This window comes from Mesorhizobium sp. B3-1-9 (assembly GCF_006439595.1).
Taxonomy (GTDB): domain Bacteria; phylum Pseudomonadota; class Alphaproteobacteria; order Rhizobiales; family Rhizobiaceae; genus Mesorhizobium.
In genome coordinates, this window is sequence record NZ_VFTJ01000002.1 from 144,851 (window position 1) to 163,058 (window position 18,208).

19 protein-coding genes are annotated in these 18,208 nt (G+C 64.8%); 10 read left to right on the top strand and 9 right to left on the bottom strand.

Features of this window, described 5'->3' with window-relative positions; all coding sequences use genetic code 11:
- The first annotated feature begins 97 nt into the window (after positions 1-97).
- The 3 genes from FJW07_RS04005 to FJW07_RS04015 all read left to right on the top strand — a co-directional run bounded on the left by FJW07_RS04005 (position 98) and on the right by FJW07_RS04015 (position 2,785).
- Positions 98-433, top strand: a complete 336-nt coding sequence (locus tag FJW07_RS04005) for a metalloregulator ArsR/SmtB family transcription factor (protein ID WP_140854634.1) — start codon at positions 98-100, stop codon at positions 431-433.
- Complete coding sequence (locus FJW07_RS04010) at positions 433-2,316, top strand: ABC transporter ATP-binding protein/permease (protein WP_140854636.1); 1,884 nt, start codon at positions 433-435, stop codon at positions 2,314-2,316. The genes FJW07_RS04005 and FJW07_RS04010 overlap by 1 nt, the downstream gene beginning before the upstream one ends.
- 127 nt (positions 2,317-2,443) lie before the next feature.
- The gene (locus FJW07_RS04015) at positions 2,444-2,785 is read left to right on the top strand and encodes an antibiotic biosynthesis monooxygenase (protein WP_140644452.1); all 342 of its coding nucleotides are present in this window, start codon (positions 2,444-2,446) and stop codon (positions 2,783-2,785) included.
- Here FJW07_RS04015 and FJW07_RS04020 read toward each other — a convergent pair.
- Positions 2,761-3,630 carry an SMP-30/gluconolactonase/LRE family protein gene (locus FJW07_RS04020; RefSeq protein ID WP_181182571.1) on the bottom strand — a complete coding sequence of 290 codons (870 nt, stop codon included), beginning with the start codon at positions 3,628-3,630 and terminating at the stop codon, positions 2,761-2,763. The two genes, FJW07_RS04015 and FJW07_RS04020, sit on opposite strands and share 25 nt — an antisense overlap.
- Between FJW07_RS04020 and FJW07_RS04025 the strand changes: the two genes are divergently transcribed.
- Both FJW07_RS04025 and FJW07_RS04030 read left to right on the top strand, forming a co-directional pair.
- Positions 3,611-4,540: a phosphatidylserine decarboxylase gene (locus FJW07_RS04025; RefSeq protein WP_281405323.1), complete on the top strand. Its 930-nt coding sequence runs from the start codon at positions 3,611-3,613 to the stop codon at positions 4,538-4,540. The two genes, FJW07_RS04020 and FJW07_RS04025, sit on opposite strands and share 20 nt — an antisense overlap.
- A gap of 75 nt (positions 4,541-4,615) precedes the next feature.
- A complete protein-coding gene (locus tag FJW07_RS04030; RefSeq protein WP_246672372.1) occupies positions 4,616-5,359 on the top strand; it encodes a phosphatidylcholine/phosphatidylserine synthase in 744 nt (247 codons plus the stop codon).
- Between the two features lie 28 nt (positions 5,360-5,387).
- Here the strand turns inward: FJW07_RS04030 and FJW07_RS04035 are convergent, their stop codons facing one another.
- Positions 5,388-7,610: an AMP-binding protein gene (locus tag FJW07_RS04035; protein WP_140854640.1), complete on the bottom strand. Its 2,223-nt coding sequence runs from the start codon at positions 7,608-7,610 to the stop codon at positions 5,388-5,390.
- Between the two features lie 170 nt (positions 7,611-7,780).
- On the opposite strand from FJW07_RS04035, the gene FJW07_RS04040 reads away from it, so the two are divergent.
- Together FJW07_RS04040 and FJW07_RS04045 are read left to right on the top strand one after the other, a co-directional pair.
- Positions 7,781-8,266, top strand: coding sequence for an antitoxin Xre/MbcA/ParS toxin-binding domain-containing protein (locus FJW07_RS04040; RefSeq protein WP_140854642.1), 486 nt, complete (start codon positions 7,781-7,783; stop codon positions 8,264-8,266).
- Positions 8,263-8,769, top strand: a complete 507-nt coding sequence (locus FJW07_RS04045; protein WP_140854644.1) for an RES domain-containing protein — start codon at positions 8,263-8,265, stop codon at positions 8,767-8,769. Before FJW07_RS04040 ends, FJW07_RS04045 begins: the two co-directional genes overlap by 4 nt.
- Positions 8,770-8,803: 34 nt before the next feature.
- Here FJW07_RS04045 and FJW07_RS04050 read toward each other — a convergent pair whose 3' ends face one another.
- Entirely contained in the window at positions 8,804-9,211 is a 408-nt protein-coding gene (locus FJW07_RS04050) for a 4-oxalocrotonate tautomerase family protein (RefSeq protein ID WP_140854646.1), read from the bottom strand.
- 112 nt (positions 9,212-9,323) lie between these two features.
- Between FJW07_RS04050 and FJW07_RS04055 the strand changes: the two genes are divergently transcribed.
- Positions 9,324-10,175 (top strand): LysR substrate-binding domain-containing protein, encoded by an 852-nt coding sequence (locus FJW07_RS04055; RefSeq protein ID WP_140854648.1) that lies wholly within the window; start codon positions 9,324-9,326, stop codon positions 10,173-10,175.
- 178 nt (positions 10,176-10,353) lie between these two features.
- Here FJW07_RS04055 and FJW07_RS04060 read toward each other — a convergent pair whose 3' ends face one another.
- The 3 genes from FJW07_RS04060 to FJW07_RS04070 all read right to left on the bottom strand — a co-directional run bounded on the left by FJW07_RS04060 (position 10,354) and on the right by FJW07_RS04070 (position 13,851).
- Positions 10,354-11,268, bottom strand: coding sequence for a DMT family transporter (locus FJW07_RS04060; protein ID WP_246680649.1), 915 nt, complete (start codon positions 11,266-11,268; stop codon positions 10,354-10,356).
- A gap of 40 nt (positions 11,269-11,308) precedes the next feature.
- Positions 11,309-12,202 (bottom strand): DMT family transporter, encoded by an 894-nt coding sequence (locus FJW07_RS04065; protein ID WP_140854650.1) that lies wholly within the window; start codon positions 12,200-12,202, stop codon positions 11,309-11,311.
- A gap of 143 nt (positions 12,203-12,345) precedes the next feature.
- Positions 12,346-13,851, bottom strand: coding sequence for a peptidase S10 (locus tag FJW07_RS04070; protein ID WP_140854652.1), 1,506 nt, complete (start codon positions 13,849-13,851; stop codon positions 12,346-12,348).
- 166 nt (positions 13,852-14,017) lie between these two features.
- Here FJW07_RS04070 and FJW07_RS04075 point away from each other — a divergent pair, with 166 nt between their 5' ends.
- On the top strand, positions 14,018-14,773 hold the full coding sequence (locus tag FJW07_RS04075; protein WP_140854654.1) for a LuxR family transcriptional regulator: 756 nt from the start codon (positions 14,018-14,020) through the stop codon (positions 14,771-14,773).
- A 15-nt stretch (positions 14,774-14,788) separates the two neighbouring features.
- On the opposite strand, the gene FJW07_RS04080 is transcribed toward FJW07_RS04075, so the two are convergent.
- A complete protein-coding gene (locus FJW07_RS04080; protein WP_140854656.1) occupies positions 14,789-15,889 on the bottom strand; it encodes a polyamine ABC transporter substrate-binding protein in 1,101 nt (366 codons plus the stop codon).
- 90 nt (positions 15,890-15,979) lie between these two features.
- Positions 15,980-17,086 carry an agmatine deiminase gene (aguA, locus tag FJW07_RS04085; protein ID WP_140854658.1) on the bottom strand — a complete coding sequence of 369 codons (1,107 nt, stop codon included), beginning with the start codon at positions 17,084-17,086 and terminating at the stop codon, positions 15,980-15,982.
- A gap of 298 nt (positions 17,087-17,384) precedes the next feature.
- Here aguA and FJW07_RS04090 point away from each other — a divergent pair, with 298 nt between their 5' ends.
- Positions 17,385-17,891, top strand: coding sequence for an OsmC family protein (locus FJW07_RS04090; RefSeq protein WP_140854659.1), 507 nt, complete (start codon positions 17,385-17,387; stop codon positions 17,889-17,891).
- Between the two features lie 49 nt (positions 17,892-17,940).
- Here the strand turns inward: FJW07_RS04090 and FJW07_RS04095 are convergent, their stop codons facing one another.
- Positions 17,941-18,165 (bottom strand): hypothetical protein, encoded by a 225-nt coding sequence (locus FJW07_RS04095; RefSeq protein ID WP_027165524.1) that lies wholly within the window; start codon positions 18,163-18,165, stop codon positions 17,941-17,943.
- Between the last annotated feature and the right edge of the window lie 43 nt (positions 18,166-18,208).

The window sequence follows — 18,208 nt, forward strand, 5'->3', positions numbered from 1 at the left end:
CGGCAGGGCAGAGGGGGGTGCTGTCCCGCCAGCACTTCAAATCTGCCCATCCGTCCAGCTTGCCCCATTCCCCCTCATCGTCTATCGCCGATGGACGATGCCCGAATCCTCCGAAATCCGCTGCAGCGACAGCCACGCCATGGCGCTCCGCCTGGCAGCGCTCTCGCATCCGGCGCGCATCGAGATCCTGAAGCGCCTTTCGGCCAGCCGCTGCTGCTCGTGCCGTGAGGTGGTCGACCATCTCGACCTCGCGCAGTCGACCGTCTCGCAGCATCTTAAGATCCTGGTCGAGGCCGGGCTCGTCAGTTTCGAGGCCGACCGCCAGCGCTCGCGCTATGCCGTCGACCACGCCGCGCTTGAGGGCGTCTCGGCCTCGCTCACCCGACTCGTCAACTTCTGCTGCCCCAGCGGTTTACCCAAAAGGCAAGACTAGTGGCCGAAAAGACCGTATCCGCCGAAGCCGGCACCCTCACCACGCTGCGTAATCTGTGGCCCTATATGTGGCCGGCCGAGCGCGCCGATCTCCGAGCCCGCGTCACCTGGGCGACGCTGCTTCTGGTCGTCGCTAAGCTGACGCTGGTCGCCGGCCCCTATTTCTTCAAATGGGCGACCGACGCGCTGGCCCACGCCTCGAAGACGCCGCCGCCGCTGCCGTCCTTTTTGCTGGCGCCGGTGGCGCTGGTCATTGCGTACAACGTCCTGCGCCTGATCCAGCTCGGCTTCAACCAGCTGCGCGACGCGCTCTTTGCCCGGGTCGGCCAGTATGCGGTGCGCCAGCTCGCCTTCCGCACCTTCGTCCACATGCACCAGCTGTCGCTGCGCTTCCATCTCGAGCGCCGCACCGGCGGCCTGTCGCGCATCATCGAGCGCGGCACCAAGGGCATCGAGACGATCGTGCGCTTCATCATGCTGAACACGGCGCCGACGATCCTCGAATTCGCGCTGACCGCCGGCATCTTCGCCTTCACCTACGGCTGGAAATATGTGGCCGTGGTGGCGCTCACCGTCAGCCTCTATGTCTGGTTCACCGTCAAGGCCAGCGACTGGCGCATCTCGATCCGTCGCGACATGAACGACAGCGACACCGACGCCAACACCAAGGCGATCGACTCGCTTCTTAACTTCGAGACGGTCAAATATTTCACCAATGAACGCATGGAGGCCGAGCGTTTCGACCGCTCGATGGCGCGCTACGAGATCGCCGCGACGAAAACCTGGACCTCGCTCGGCTGGCTGAACTTCGGCCAGGGCGTCATCTTCGGTCTGGGCACCGTCATCGTCATGTGCATGTCGGCGCTGGAGGTGCAGGCCGGCAGGCAGACGGTCGGCGATTTCGTCTTCATCAACGCCATGCTGATCCAGCTTTCGGTGCCGCTCAACTTCATCGGCTTCATCTACCGCGAGATCCGGCAAGGGTTGACCGACATCGAGCACATGTTCGACCTGCTCGACGTGCCGCAGGAGATCGTCGACAAGCCGGATGCGAAGCCTTTGAAGGTCGGGCCCGGCAAGGTCGAGTTCCGCGACGTGCATTTCTCCTATGATCCCAACCGCAAGATCCTGAAGGGCGTCTCCTTCGACGTGCCGGCCGGCAAGACGGTGGCGATCGTCGGCCCGTCCGGGGCCGGTAAGTCGACCATTTCCAGGCTCCTATTCCGCTTCTACGACGTGCAGGGCGGTCAGGTGCTGATCGACGGCCAGGACATCCGCGACGTCACGCAGGAGAGCCTGCGCGCCGTGCTCGGCATGGTGCCGCAGGACACGGTGCTCTTCAACGACACCATCGCCTACAACATCCGCTACGGTCGCGTCGGCGCCAGCGAGGAGGAAGTGCGCAAGGCGGCCGAGCTCGCCCAGATCGGGCCGTTCATCGACAAGCTGCCCGAAGGCTACCGCGCGATGGTCGGCGAGCGTGGGCTTAAACTGTCGGGCGGCGAGAAGCAGCGCGTCGCGATCGCCCGCACCATCCTCAAGGCGCCGCTGATCCTGATGCTGGACGAGGCGACCTCGGCGCTGGACAGTCACACCGAGCAGGAAATCCAGGCAGCGTTGGACCAGGTCAGCAAGGGCCGCACCACCATCGTCATTGCCCACCGGCTGTCGACGGTGGTCTCGGCCGACGAGATCATCGTGCTCAAGGACGGCCAGATCGCCGAGCGCGGCACCCATGCGGCGCTGCTGGCCAAGCACGGCCTCTACGCCTCGATGTGGGACCGCCAGCGCGAAGCGACCGAAGCCGAGGAGCGCCTGCGCATCGCCCGCGAGAGCGACGAGCTTGGGGTGATTGTGCGCAGGAGGACTTCGGAGGTTGGCTGAGGCCTCTTCCTTCTCCTGCAGGGTGAGAAGGAAGAGCCAAATTCCCCTTGACCTCAACTTACCTTGAGCTTGCAAACCGTCTCCGAGCCTCCTGCCAAGCAACCCTTCCAAACGGAGATGGATCGAAATGAGCACCAGAAATCACCGCACCGGTAGCGTGTTCCGGGTCGACAAATTCGTCGTGCCGGCGGAGGCACGCGCGGAAATCCTCGGCAAGGTCTTCATGACGCACGAACTGCTGCGCCAGCAGGATGGCTTCGTGCAGGATTTCCTGCTCGAACAGTTCTCCGGCCCCGGCGAGTTCAACATCGTCACCATGGTCGAGTGGGAAAGCCAGGATGCCGTCGACAAGGTGGTGCCGATCGTCAGGGCCGCGCATGAACGCATCGCCTTCAGCGCGCAGGAAACCATCGCGCGCCTCGGCGTAAAGGCCGACATCGCCAACTACCAGCGCGTACCGGAGCTGTAAGGCCATCCGGCTCCGGACACGGAGACAGCGGCGCTCAGCACCTGGCCGGTGCGGGCGTCGCTGACCATATGCTCGAAGCCGCGCCATTCGGCGGCGGTGATGAACAACGTCCTGCCGTCGGCGCCGCCCAGCATGCAGGCAAAGCAGCCGCGATCGGTCGCGATCCCGTCGAGCTTCACGCCCCCCTCGCGCACACGCACGCAGTGCCGGTTGGGCACATCAGCGTACCAGACACAGCCTTCCGCATCGATGCAAATGCCGTCGGGATAATCGTTCCCGAGGCGCGCCCAGACGCGGCGGTTGAAAAGGCCGCCATCGGTGGCGATGTCGAAGGCGGTCAATCGGTTGGCGTGGGATTCGGCGACGATCAGTGTCTTGTTGTCCGGCGTCACCGCCATGCCGTTGGCGAAGGCGATGTCCTCGGCGACCTGCCGCACGCTGCCGTCCGCTGCGACCAGCACGATCGTGCCCGGCCCGAAATGCTCGCCCGGCGCCGGCGCCGGACCGCCTCCATTGACGTAGATGTTGCCGCGCCCGTCGACGACGATTTCGTTCCAGGGGTTCTTCGACAGATGTCTGAGATCGGCATGGGTGACGAGCGTCCCGTCTGCTTCCTGCCTGAGCAGCAGGCCTTCCCGGCCCGAGACGATAAGCAGCCGGCCATCCGGCAACCAGTCGATCGAATAGGGCAGGATGACCGGCACGGTGAGCATGACTTCGCTCTGGCTATCCTCGTCGACAGCGACGATCTCGCCGGTGCCCCAGTTGCAGAGCCAGAGCCGGCCATCATGCCAGCGCGGCGACTCGCCGAAGGCGAGGCCTGTTGTGACGATCTTGGCACTCATTGCAGGCGATTTCGGCGAAGGCATTGCGGGCTCCTTGGGTGTCCTCTCGCCAAGGACGCGTGGCGGAGCCGAGTTCCGACAGCAGGAGCAAAAGTCAGGTTTGCGCGCCGGCGCTGCCGTCCAGGCTTGTCCTCCCTCCATTGTTGCGTTGCGGGGAGGGGGGCTTTCCGCTATTGAGGCGCAACCTGAAACAGGGACCGTCCCAAGCCCTATGACGCTTCTCGACTCGGTCAAGAATACGTTCGTTCCCATCCATCGCGAAGGCTATCCCTTTATCGCCGCCTTCGCCGCGGCGACGCTGTTTCTCGGCTATTTCTCCTCGATCCTGTTCTGGATCGGGCTGATCCTCACCGCCTGGTGCGTCTATTTCTACCGCGATCCCGAGCGCGTCACGCCGGTCGACGACCGGCTGGTGGTGAGCCCGGCCGATGGCGTGATTTCGGCGGTCGGGCCCGCCGTGCCGCCGAGCGAGCTTGGCCTCGGCTCCGGCGAAATGACCCGCATTTCGGTGTTCATGAACGTGTTTTCCTGCCACATCAACCGCGCCCCGGTGCGCGGCCGGATCACGCGCATCGAGCACAAGCCCGGGAAATTCCTCAATGCCGAGCTCGACAAGGCAAGCGCCGAGAACGAGCGCAACGGCCTGGTCATCGACAGCCCGAACGGCACGATCGCCGCCGTCCAGATCGCCGGCCTTGTGGCGCGCCGCATCGTCTGCTGGGCCGAGACCGGCGGTACGATCGCGATCGGCGAGCGTTTCGGCCTGATCCGCTTCGGCTCGCGCGTCGACGTCTTCCTGCCGTCGAGCGCCGTGCCGCGCGTCGCGGTCGGCCAGACGGCGGTCGGCGGCGAGACCGTGCTTGCCGAATTCGGCGGCACCGCGGTCACGCCCTTGGTCAGGGTTTCCTGAGCGTTGGGCGCGCCGTTCAAGAAATTCGAGGCCCATGCCAGCGGCGGTCCGCGCATCCGCGAGATCCCGATGCGCATGGTGCTGCCCAACCTGGTCACGGTGCTTGCCATCTGCGCCGGCCTTTCCGGCATCCGCTTCGCCTTCGAGAACCGCTTCGAGATCGCGGTGGTCATGGTGCTGCTTGCCGCCTTCCTCGACGGCATCGACGGGCGGCTGGCGCGCATGCTGAAGGCGACCTCGAAATTCGGCGCGCAGATGGATTCGCTGGCCGATATCGTCAATTTCGGGGTGGCGCCGGCGCTGGTGCTCTACGCCTTCCTGCTCGATCGCGCCGGCTCGCCCGGGTGGATCGCGGCACTTCTCTTCACCATCGCCTGCGGCATGCGGCTTGCCCGTTTCAACGTGCTGGCCGACGACACCGACCAGCCTGCATGGCAGACCGAATATTTCGTCGGCGTGCCGGCTCCGGCGGGTGCTGTGCTGGTCATGCTGCCGCTCTATCTCTATTTCCTGCGGCTCGGGCTGGAGCCCACCCGGCCGGCGGCCTTCGTCGCCTCGGGCTTTACCGTATTGGTGGCGTTCCTGCTGGTCAGCCGCCTGCCGGTCTATTCGGGCAAGAGCGTCAAGATACCCGGCGATCGGGTGCTGCCGGTGATCCTCGGCGTCGTGCTCTACATCCTCTTGTTGATGGCCTATCCCTGGTACACGCTGACGGCTTCCGTCGCCGGCTATCTGCTTTTCCTGCCACTCTCGGTGCGCGCCTATTCGAAGCGGGCCATGCGCGAAGGCGAGAAGGTGCCGCCGTCGGATATCGGGTAGCTGGTAATCTTCCCCCTTGAGGGGGAGATCAGGCAGCCGCGCTCAGCCCCAGCCGGTCGATTGCAAGCTTGCGCGCCGATATGTAATCCGTCTTGCCCGAGCCCAGCACCGGGATCTCGTCGACCTTGATGATGTCGTTCGGCACCATCAGCTCGGCCGCGCCTGCCTTCTTGCCGAACTGACGCAACTCCTCGGCGCTGGCGTCGTCGGCCGTGGTCACCAGCACGATGCGCTCGCCGCGCCTCTTGTCGGGCACGGCCACCGCCGCGTGGCGCTCTTCCGGCCACAGCGACTGCACCAGCATCTCGACGGCGCCCAGCGACACCATCTCGCCGGCGATCTTGGCGAAGCGTTTGGCTCGGCCACGAATGGCGATGAAGCCCTCGCGGTCGATCGAGACGATGTCGCCGGTGTCGTGCCAGCCTTCCAGCGGCTGCAATTCGCCCGGCCTGTCGGCGGTCATGTAGCCCATCATCATGTTCGGCCCGTCGAGCCACAGCCGGCCGCCTTCGGCGATGCCGTCGACCGGCTCCAGTTTCATGCGGATCGCCGGCAGCGGCCGCCCGACCGTGCCGTCGCGGCCGTGGATGGCGGTGTTCACCGCCACCACGGGCGCGGCCTCGGTCAGCCCGAAACCTTCGACGATCGAGGCCTGGAAACGGTCGCGATAGGTGCGCCGCGTCTCCGGCTTCACCGCTTCGGCGCCGGCCACGACGAAGCGCAGGCTGGAGAAGTCGCCGTCCTTGGCGGTTCGGGCATAGTTGGCGAGGAAAGTGTCGGTGCCGAACATCACGGTCGGCTTCACCTTGCGGGCGATCTCGGGGATGATCTTGTAGTGCAGCGGCGAGGGGTAGAGGAACAGCTTTACGCCCAGGACCAGCGGCAGGATGGTGCCGCCGGTCAACCCGAAGGAATGGAACGCAGGCAGCACGTTGAGCAGAATGTCGGCCGGCGAGACGGAGACGCGTGCCTCGGCCTGCATGACATTGGCAAGCAGGTTGCGGTTCGACAGCACCACCGCCTTCGGCGTGCCCTCCGAGCCGGAGGTGAACAGGATCACAGCTGGTTTGCCCGCCTGCTGCCGCTGCAAAGGCAGGCGCCACAAAAGCGCGGCCGCGACCTTGTCCAGGGCCGTCACGCCGGCGCGCACATCCTCCAGCCACAGCATCTTGGCGCCGCCCGCTTCGACCGCGGCGACGATGTCGTCGATGGCGGCCTTTTCGATGAAGGCGCGGGATGAGACCACGGTGCGGATCACCGCGGTGCGGACCGCCGCGGTCACGCTCGCCGGGCCGGCGGTGTAGTTGATCATCGCCGCGACGCGGCCCGCCGAGATCAGGCCGACGAAGGTGAGCACCACGCCGTTGGCGTTGGGTAGGAGCACGCCGACCGCTTCGCCGGGCGCTGTCACCACCTCGAAATGGCGGCCGAGGACGCGCGCGCCGATGAACAGCTTGCGATAGCTGAGCGAGCCGGAAATCACGTCCTCGATGATCGGATGCGAGGGGCCGACGCGATCGGCGGCATCGCGCATGGCAAGGAACAGCCCGCGGTCGAGATTGGTGCCGTAGAGCCGCGCTTCGGCGAAACGGTCGAACAGCGCGTTGGTGTTGGAGGCCATGTCCGGGTTGCGCGCCACCAGCTCGGCGATGGTCATCGGCTCCAGCACGCTCACCGAAAGCCGCGGGAACCAGTGGCGCGGCGCTTTCTCCTTCGGCGTCAGCGACACCGGCAGGTCGCGTGTGCCGGCGACGAAGATCGGCACGATGCGTGCGTCGGCCTGCATGGCGATGCGGGTGATGGCGCGAAACAGCCGGAAGGATTTGACGTCCGGCTCGACATCGTCGGGCAGGTAGACGGCGAGCCGCCCCTTGCCCTTCAGCACGCGCACCAGCCGCCGGCTGACGAAGAGATGCTCGGCGTTGAAGGCGATGGTGCGGGCAAGCTCGCGCCAAGGCTCCAGCCACGGCGAGCGCGCCGAGGCCTCGTCCAGGATATGCAGCGTGTCGTCGGGAAGCAGCGACAGCATCAGCGCCGGCTCGATGCGCGACTGGTGCGAGACCACATAGATGACCGGCGTCTTCGCGCTGCGGGCAATGCGGATGCGGTTGTCGGCGATGCGATAGGCGAGCTTGAACGGCACATAGAGCAGCGCCTGGGTGAAGCGCAGGTCGAGCCGGAACCGCTCGATCACGGCGATCAGCAGCCAGGCAAAGACAAGGCCCGCCAGCAGCGCCAGGGTCAGGATCATGCCGCTCTCTCCCAGTCTCCTCCAGGACGCGGCTCTTGGCGGCCGCTTCGGCGGCAGAGGGTAGCGGAAGTGGGGGCAAGGTCAATGCGGACTGAAGCAGTGCCTCGATCTCCACTTGAAAGGCTCTGACACATGTCGTAAATAAAATGACACGTGACGGAGAAGTAAAGATGGCCAGTTTCCCGACGGGGTTTGCCGAAGCACCACACATGGAGCCGGAGTTCGAACGGCTGATCGACCTGTTCGGCGGGCCGAAGGTTCTTGGATCTTCGGTATCCAGCCCGCTCGAGGCGCATGAAATGATCCTGCATGGAATTCCAAGCCAGGCTCTGGAAAGCCTCGTCAGGCAACTGACCGTCATTGAAGCAGATGCCTTCGAGGCGGCATTCGGCATGAGCGAGCGGACATATCAGCGGCACAAATCGGATCACTCCCGGTCGCTCAATCGGGAGCAAGGCTCAAGGACCTGGAATTTCGCCAGGGTTCTCACCAAGGCCACGTCTGTTTTCGGAAACCAGGAAGCGGCCGAGAAATGGATGATTGAGCCCGCCATGGGGTTGGACAACAGGCGGCCGATCGATCTCTTGGCCACAGCGGCGGGTACCCTGCTTGTGCAGGAATTTCTCGAACGGCTCGACTACGGTGTCTACGCGTGACGCCTTTGCCAGGTTCTCTCGGAACGGGCGATGTCGTCGGCTGGAGGCTTGATCACAAACGCTTCCAGGCAAGCTGGGACAGCGGCGAGGGAGCCTTCAAACTCGGGGGAAGGTGGAACAGCAAAGGCGTCAGGGCCGTATATGCGTCCGTTGACCCTTCGACCGCCATTCTCGAGGTGGCGGTCCACAAGGGATTTCGCACGCTCGATACAGTCCGCCACGTGCTGACGGCATTCGAGATCGCCGATCCTTCAAAAATTCATGTGGTGGAAATCGGCGATATTCCAAACGCAAGCTGGCTTCGGCCAGGCATTCCAAGCGCAGGGCAGCAACAGTTTGGCGACGGTCTCTTAGCGGAACACCCCTTATTTCTGATTCCGAGCGCCGTGTCCCAGCATAGCTGGAACCTGGTGTTCGATCCCGGCCGCGCGAGCGGCCTCTACAAGCCGCGCCTGCAGGAGGATTTCGCGCTGGATACCAGGCTTCATCCTCCCGCGAGATAGCGTACCGTGCAGACAGGCGGCGGAGCGAAACACCCTATACTGCCTTCAGCCTCCCGCTGATGAACCGGAACTCCTGGCTCTTGCCGCCATAGCCATAGGCCGCCGCCGGCACCTCATGCACGAAGGCATAGCTTTCCTCATGCACACCGCCAGGCAGCCGGCCGAAAGCCTCGAAGATCGCCTTCAGATAGGCTTCGAGCTCGAGCTTGGTGTTGGTGCCGTCGACGACCTTGATGTCCAGCCAGAACGTGTTGGCGCCGTGCTCGGCCAGCGACTTGCCGCCGGCGAACCAGTGCCGCGGGTCGATGTAGTTGACCGCGACCGCGGTGATCGTCGGATCCTTGCCCAGCTCCCTGGCGGTGATGTCGGTGGCCTCCTTGGCGATTGCCGCGGACAGCTTGGCGTCGGGCTTGCCGGTGATGCTGATGTTGATGATCGGCATTTCTTTTCTCCTTCGGTTTCGCGCGTCGCGCCTTCGATGGGAGAGATATGGGCGTATCCATGCGTCAATAAAATCGAATTGTTTTTGATAATTACTTCGATATTGTCGAAGTATGGAAACGCTCGATCCCGATCTTCTGAAAACCTTCCTCGCTTTCGTCGACGGCGGCTCGCTGGCCAGGGCCGCGTCCACTGTCGGGCGCACGCCGTCGGCGGTGACCGCACAGATGCAAAGGCTCGAAGAGATCGTCGGCGAGCCGCTGCTCACCCCGCAGGGCAGGGGACGCGGGCTGACCCCGGCCGGCGAGGACCTCGTCGGCCATGCGCGGCGCATCCTTGCCGTGCATACCGAGGCCTGGCTGGCGCTGAAAGGCGCGCGCGCCGGCGGCCGCATCGCCATCGGCACGACGCAGGATTTCGCCGATCAAGGGCTGCCGGACCTGCTCCGGTCCTTCGCCGTCAGCCATCCGCGCGTCAGGATCGAGCTGCGCGTCGGCCGCTCGCTGGAACTCGGATCGGCGCTGCAGGCGGGCCAGTTGGACCTCGCGATCACCATGCGCCATGCCCCATCACCGGATGAAACGGCCGTGATCAGCGAGCCGATGCTGTGGCTCTGCTCGGAAAAAGGCCTGGCGGCGCGGCAGGACACGGTGCCGCTGGCCCTGCTCGATCCCTATTGCGGCTTCAGGGAAGCGGCGCTCAATGCGCTCGACGCGGCCGGCCGCCGTTATCGCATCGCCGCCGGCAGCGCCAGCCTTGCCGGCCTGCGCAGCGCGGTCAATGCCGGCATCGCGCTGACGCCGCGCACCCGGCGTTTCGCCCATTCCGGCATCGTCGAGGCATCCGCCGATCTCGACCTCCCGCCGCTGCCGGTTGCCGATTTCGCCATCCGGCTCGGCCGCGAGGCTCCTCGCCCGGCGCGGGATTTGGCGCAGCTTCTCGGCGGCGGCCTGGCCTTGTCCTGAATGGAAACCGTGCCGCCATGTCCCGGGAGTTCCCGAAGCAATTCCCAAAGAAAAAGCCGACCTTTTTGCGGGTCGGCTTCTAGTCGGACGGGTCGAGGGGTTTGGGGGGACTTGGGGGGTGACCCGTCGAACCAACAATGCCTGACTCGGATGATGGTTCCATGACTGCGAAAATAATTTACGAGCGCGCCGATTTCGCCTTCAACCAGTCGCGGCCGGCATGCGCGAAAACCGCGCAAAGCACGATAGCGCCGCCGATGATGCTAGCCATCGGCGGGATTTCGCCGAGGAAAAGCAGGGCAAAAAGGATGGCGAACGGCACCTCGGCCGAGCCCAGCAGCCCGGCTTCCGCCGACGGGATCAGCCGCGACCCTTCCGTCCACAGGATCGAAGCCAGCGCGAAAGAGCAGCCGAAAGTGGCGAGCAGCGCCATGTCGCGGGTGGACACGGCCAGCGGATCGGTGACGAACCAGCCGAACACGAAAAGCAGGAAGGCCGAGACAGCGCCCGCCCAGACGACCGGCGAATCGCGAAAAGCGCGCACCATGATCATGTAAAGCGCGCTGCCGGCGGTCATCAAAAGCGCCAGCCCATCCCCGAACAGGTGCCCGTTGCCGAGGCCGGCGCCCACCATGATGGCGACGCCGCACAGCGATACGGCCGCCGCCAGCATCGTCTGCAGCCGGAATTTCTCCCGCACCAACAGGAAAGCGAGCAGCGCCGCGATGAAGGGCGAGGTCGCGTAGATGACCGCGACATTGGCGACATAGGTGAATTTGAAGGCCGAGATGAAGGCGATGCTGGCCGCTGCCCCTTCGACCGCCAGCAGCCAGCCGCGCCAGCCGAGTTTCAGGCTTTCGCGTCCGCCCGAGCGCTGGCGGCGCCACAGCACGTAGAAGCTGATCAGGATCGAGCCGAAAAAACCACGCCAGCAGGTGATGGTCAGCGGATCGGCATGGATCGACTTGGTCAGCACGCCGGTCAGCGCGAAGGCGATCGCCGAGGCCGACACCAGGATGATGCCGAGCGTGCGCTCGGCGGCCACGTCGGCGACAGGCACAAGCTTTTCCGGCATGTCGAGCGTATCTGTCATGGCGCCAGCTTACCCCGTTGCTCCTGACAGCCTTCTGTCATCAGGCCTGCTCCCGTTTGCGGAAACGCTCGTTGCCGACGATGAGCAGGCCGGCGCCGATGATCAGCGCCGCGCCCATGAACACTTCCGTGCGCGGCAGGTCGCCCCAGATGGCGTAGCCCAGCGCGAAGGCCCAGACCAGCGATGTGTACTCGAACGGCGCCACGATCGACACCGGCGCGCGCTTCATGCCCTCGAACAGCATGTATTGCGCTACGCCGCCGAGCGCGCCGACGCTGATGAGCAAAAGGAACTGCGTTCCGTCCGGCATATGCCACCAGATCAGCGCCGGCACGGCCGAAAAGAGCAGGAAATAGAAATTGTTGAGCACGAGCTGGATCATAGTGCGCTCCTGCATGGCGGTCTTGCGCAGCAGCACGACGGCGATCCCCCAAAGGACGGCCGCCGCCAGCACCAGGAGCACCGGCAGCGAGAGGCCGAGCCGGCTTGGATCGCAGGCGATGAAGACGCCGACGAAACCGATGAACACCGCCAGCCAGCGCAGCAGCGGCACCGTCTCGCCCAGGATCAGCACCGACAGCACGGTGACGATGATCGGTGCTGCGTAATAGATGGTGGTGAGCTCGGCGAGCTGCAGCGAGCGCGCGGCGTTGTAATAGCAAAGCCAGGCGGCCAGCGTGAAGGCGCTGCGCACCAGCATCGGCTTGACGATCGGCGAGTCGATCGTTTCGGCGAACAGCCGCCTGCCGCCGATCGCGCCGCAGGCGACGAGCACCGTGATCGAGCGGACGAACATGATCTGCCAGACCGTCATGCCGACGACCAGGAGCTTGATCGAGGCATCCTGCGCCGAAAACAGGAAATAGGCGGCGGCCGTGAACAGGATGCCGGCCAGCACCCTTTCGCGGCTTTCGAGGACGACGATATCGGCCATGCGGTTTCAGCGTGGTTGCGTGGAAAGCGGTTCCGCTCCAGTCGGGACCGCTGCTCCAGCTATAAGGGCGAAAGCTTGCACGGCGCTGCTCCACCGCGGCACTTGCGTTGGCGCAGGTCGTTCGCCGAAGGCCGGTCGGGGGACTACTGCGTCGCCTGATAGAGCTCCGATGCCGCGTCCTTCAGCGCGCGTCGCCCATCCGGCCGCAGATACATCATGTGGCCGCCCTCGACGACGTCGAGGCGGATCGGCTTGGCGTCGGCGAGCGAGGGAACCTGATTCACCAGGTAGCGCGAGGCGAGATAGGGTGTGACGAGGTCGGTGTAGCCGTTGACGATGACGACGCCGAGGGCAGGGTTGAGCGAACGCGCCCGCTGCAGGTCGTTCATCACGCCGGCATAACCCTGGCCCGATGTGCCGTAATCCCAACTGCGGCTGATCTCGCCGTTGAGCAGCCGGTAGCTGACATCGGTGCGGTAGTTGAGCTCGTCGCGGGCATAGGCGACGAAGGCGGATGTCAGCGCTGGAATGCTGCGGTCGAGCACCGGGTCGGGGCCCACGTCACGCGCGCTTTGCGGCGCGATGTCGGCGGTGCCGATGGTGGCGTCGTAAGGGCTGAGCACCTTGCCCGTGGCGCGCTGGAATTCCTTGGCGAAAAGCCCGATGGGGATGCGGGCGAAATTGCGTTGGACGAGCTCGAGCGGCAAGCCGGTGATCTCCGAAACGCGACCGCTGGCGAGCTTGCCGCCTTGCTCCAGCCCGCTGTTCAGCGCCGTCAGATAATCGCCGAGCGCGTAGTGCTCGACCTCGGCCAGCCTGTCGCGCAACGCATCACCGCTGACGCCGTCGCCCTTCAGGCGTGTCGCCGCCAGCGAAGGCAATTCCAGCGCCCAATGCAACTGGTCGAACTGATCGGGGCGCACCAGCATGAATTCCAGCGCTGGCGAGATCAGCACGACGCCGCTGGGGCTCAACCCAACATCCTCCTGCAGTGTGCGGGCGAGCAGCGCGGCGCGAAAACCGCCATAGCTCTCGCCGGCGAGGAACAGCGGCGATCCGCTGCGGCCGTTCTGCGCCAGATAGAGGCGGATGAAGGCGCCGACCGAGCTGGCGTCGGCGTCGACGCTCCAGAATTCCTTCGGCTCATGCCCTGGCGCCTCGCGGCTGTAGCCGGTGCCGACCGGATCGACGAAGACGAGATCGCTCATGTCGAGCCAGCTGTCGGGATTGTCGATGAGCTTTTGCGGCGGCCGCAGGAACTCGCCGTCGGCGGCGGTCTCGACGATGCGCGGCCCGATCGCGCCGAGATGCAGGTAAGCCGATGCCGCGCCCGGTCCGCCGTTGAAGACGAAGGTGATCGGCCGGTCCTTCGCCGGCGCAGGCGACTGCTGCGTGTAGGCGACATAGAAAATCTCGGCCGTGACGTCGCCCTTGCCGGACAAGAGCGACAGCGTGCCGGCCTTGGCCTGGTAATCCAGCTTGCGCCCGGCGAGCGTGATCGAATGCTCGGTCACCTGAGGCGGCGGCAGGAGAGAAAGCACACCACCCTCGGGCGCCGAGCGCTCGGGTGCTTCGGCGGCGACGCCCGGCTGTGAGAAGGCGGCGAACGCCAGCAGGATGAAGGGGACGAGTCTCAGCTTGGACCTCATGATGCCTCCGCAAAGGGGTTTCGCAATAGGTATGGCCTGGGTCTGTGAAGTCAAAGCAACTACTCGCTCTCGCAATCCGTCACTGTGCCTGAGGCAGCCATACCGGGCCGCCTTGCCGCCATTCGCCAGGTTGAACTTGCGGCGGCATGCGCTAGGCTAGGCGCGAATGCTCGCGAATTTTTCCCTGGACCGATTTGCAAGCTGGAGCGGCGGCGTCGCCGCCGCGGCCGGCGCTGCAACGCCCGAGGAATTGTCGGCCCGCTTCACCGCGGCGGCGGGCGTGCTGCTCGGCTCCGATCGCGTCTATGTCGGCTTCTATCGCCGTGACATCACCTCCCTGACGATCGATGACGCCGGCCCCGATCGCTGGAACCGTGACTACGACGCCCGCGTCTACCGGCTGGACCCCTTCTTCCAGCGGTTCGCCAGCAGCCGGCAGGATTTCCTGTTGCCGTTATCGGCTCTCCGCAGCGGCGATTTTCAGCGCTCGCCCTATTACCGCGAATTCTATGGCCCCTCCGACAGCTTCGACGAGATAACCGGCGTGTTCAATCTCGACAGGCTGACCGCCGGTTATGTCACCTTTCTGCGGCGCAACGGCGCGCCGCCCTTTGGCGAGCAGGACCTGGCGCTCGCCTGCGCCGCGTGCGGCGCAACGAAGCTGGTTCTGGAAAGATTGTTTCACTTGTGCCGCCTCCGGGACAAGGGCGGGGCAGTCGAAGCCGCGCGGTCCCTGCTCAGCGCGCGCGAGAGCGAGATCGCGCGGCACCTGATCGACGGCGGCAACGCCAAGACCATCGCGCGGAGCCTTTCCATTTCGCCGGGCACGGCCCGCAACCACATCAAGCAGATCTACCGCAAGCTCGGTGTGCACTCCCAGGTGGAGTTGCTGGCAGCCGTTCGCGAGGCCGCGCGCAACTGATGTTGCGCGCCGGCCCTACTGCCCCGTCACCACACGCGTCCACATACGATTTTGAGACCGCAGCAGCTTCGCGTCGCTGTTGTCGACCACGAACAGCTTGGCCTTCACGTCGTCGGGAGGAAAGACACCGGGGTCGCTGGCTATCGCCTTGTCCATCAGCGGCAGGGAATCCGGTATCGCGTTGGCATAGGAGACATAGCTGGAGTTGGCAGCGGCAATATCGGGCCGCAGGTTGAAGTTGATCCAGGCCATGGCGTTGTCGGGGTGCGGCGCATCCTTCGGCACCGCCATCGTATCGAAGTTGATGAGCGTGCCTTCCTTCGGAATGGAATAGGCGATCTCCAGCTTCTTGGTGGATTCGGCGGCACGCGTCCTTGCCTGAAGTATGTCGCCCGACCAGCCAAGCACGACGCAGATGTCGCCGTTCGCCAGGTCGTTTATGTATTTCGAGGAGTGGAAATAGCGGATGTAGGGCCGCACCTTGGCCATCAGTTCCTCGACCTTGGCGAGGTCGTCGGGACTGGTCGACCGCGGGTCGATATGAAGATAATTCAGCGCCATCGGAATGACTTCAGCCGGCGCGTCGATCATCGCCACGCCGCAATCGGAGAGCTTCTTGACGACGTCGACGTCGAAGACCATGGCGAAGGAATTTGTCGGCGCGTCGGGCAGCCGCTGCTTCACCGCGGCGACTTTGTAGCCGATGCCGTCGGTGACGGCCATATAGGGCACGGCATGCTTGTTTTGCGGGTCCGCGCCGGCGATCAGCGAAAGAGCCTGCGGATCGATCTTCGCGTGGTTTGCGAGCTTGGACCTGTCGAGCTCCAGGAAGGCTCCCGCCTTCACCTGGTTCTTCAGGAACGGATAGGCCGAAGGATAGACCACGTCATATCCGGAGCCGCCGGTGAGCAGCTTTGTCTCGAGCACCTCGTTGCCGTCATAGACATCGTAGCGAACCTTGATGCCCGTCTCCTTCTCGAACTTCTCGGCGGTGTCCGGCGCGATGTAGTCCGACCAGTTGTAGACGTTGACGACTTTTTCCTCGTCCGCCGAAGCCGTGCTGGCGATGCCGCAGGCGAGCCCGGCAAGCAGCGTTGACAGGATCAGGATGCGCATGAATCTCCTCCTTTTCGCCTGGGCTGGCACCGATGGATCGCTCAGCCCTCAGTTCCGTTTCGCGGCCGGTTAGCCGGCGTTCGCCTTCGCTCAACGTCGTTGTGGGGCATAGACCGGCAAGGTGATGCAGGCGACATTGCCGCCACCCAGCAAAATCTCGCGGGAGTCCTCGATGCCGACTATTCTGTGGTCGGGGAACAGCTCGGCCAGCTTTGCCTTTGCCTTCACATCGAGGCCGGAGCCGAACTCTGGCACGACCACGACGCTGTTGCCCGGATAGTAGTTGATGTAGCTCGCCGCGATCCGGTTGCCGGCCGGTCGCGCCCAGGTCGAATCGAGCCGGTCCAGGCTCTCGCTTTCTTCCGGCGTCATCTCGATCGGCATGGGATGAGGCAGACGATGCACCTCGAGGGCATGGCCACGCGCGTCGCGGGCCGAGCGCAGCACTTCCTCGGCTTCCCGCACGATCTCATATTGCGGATCGTCGCGATTGTCGGTCCAGCTCAACGCGACCACGCCGGGGCGCACGAAGCAGCAGACATCGTCGACATGGCCGTCCGTCTCGTCGAACGCAAAGCCGCGGGGCAGCCAGATGATGGTGTCGACGCCGAGATAGTCGCCCAGTTGCCGTTCCACCTCGGCCTTGCCGAGATGGGCGTTGCGATTTCGATTGAGCAGGCATTGCTCCGTCGTGATGAGCGTGCCCTGTCCGTCGCATTGCAGGCCTCCGCCCTCGGCGATCAGCGGCGCGCGATAACGATCCATCCTCTCGATTTCGAGCACCTTTTGCGCCGCCAGGTCGTCCAGGTCCCATGGCGCGTAGAGCCCGCCATCGAAACCGCCATAGGCGTTGAAGGTCCAATCGACGCCGCGCACGGAGCCTTGATCGTTGGCGACGAAATTCGGGCCGCTGTCGCGCAGCCAGGAATCGTTGGTGGACATCTCCACCACGCGCACATGCTCCGGCAACCGGGTCCTGGCGTTCTGCCACTGCCGGCTGGATGCCGCCACCGTCACCGGCTCGCTTTGCGCGATCGCCGCTGCGACATTGGCAAACAGCTTCTGCGCCGGCTTGGCGCCGAGGCGCCAGGTGTCCGGCCGCTCCGGCCAGATCAGCCAACACCCTGATTTGGGCTCGAACTCGCCGGGTGCGCGAAATCCGTCCTGTTTCGGCTTCGTCGAAAGGGTACGTGGCATGTGGGGGCACCGGAAAATGGCGGACGACACTCGCCCGGATCAGACTTTTTCGGGGCGTCGTCCGTCAATGTCCCATTTGGGATACCCGGGTGCCGGCTGGAACAAGTCAAGCAGAGGGAATGTTTTCGCGGATTGCCACGGACCAAGCAAGCAGGGCCGCCCGCCGTTCCCTTCAATGGCGAAGACCTGGGCCGCAACGGCGGCAGGGATAAATGCATTGCCTTGCCGATCGATCGGGGCAAATCTCGATCGGACGGCGAATGCCGATGCAGCAACAAGTCGACGAAAAGGACAGGCAATGGACGCGACCGCACTCAAGGCCATGCAGGCTCCGCTGAAGGAAGCCTATCGCGACGACGCCGCCAGGGCGCTGATCACGCTCAAGGCGCGCGGAACGCTCGACGATCAGTCGATTGCCTGCAAGGTGGAGACGGGCAGGGCGCTCGCTGTCGCCGGGCTTCATCCGGCCACCGGCGGCTCGGGCCTCGAGCTATGCTCGGGCGACATGCTTCTGGAAGCGCTGGTCGCGTGCGCCGGCGTGACGTTGAAAGCTGTGGCGACAGCGCTGGAGTTCAAGCTCGGCAACGCCACAGTCGAGGCCGAGGGCGACCTCGATTTCCGCGGCACGCTCGGCGTCGCCCGCGACGCGCCGGTCGGTTTTCGCGAGATAAGGCTGAAATTCAACCTCGACACCGACGAGCCGCAGGAGCGCATCGATTCGCTCATGAAGCTCACCGAGCGCTATTGCGTGGTGTTCCAGACGATCAACAACAAGCCGACGTTGACGGTGAGCGCAGGGCGTTGACACTGCCAATCTCCCCAAGGGAGGAGATCAGCAGCGCCGACGCCTCGCGCTACTGAGCCGACGGCGTCTCCGCATCCCCTTCATCGGTGAAAGGCGAGGCGCTCGGCACGCATTGCACGGCCCAGCCCTGAGGCGTCGGCTGCTTCTGATATTCGGTGACGGCGTTGGTGCACTGTTCGCGGGTGTCGAAGGTGCTGGGCAGCACCACCATGCCGCCTTGCGGGCCGGCAATCACCAGATACCAGACCAACGCTACGCTGGGAGTAGCAGCCATGGGAATTCCTCGCTTTGCTGAAATGTCGGAGTCGGACCGATCC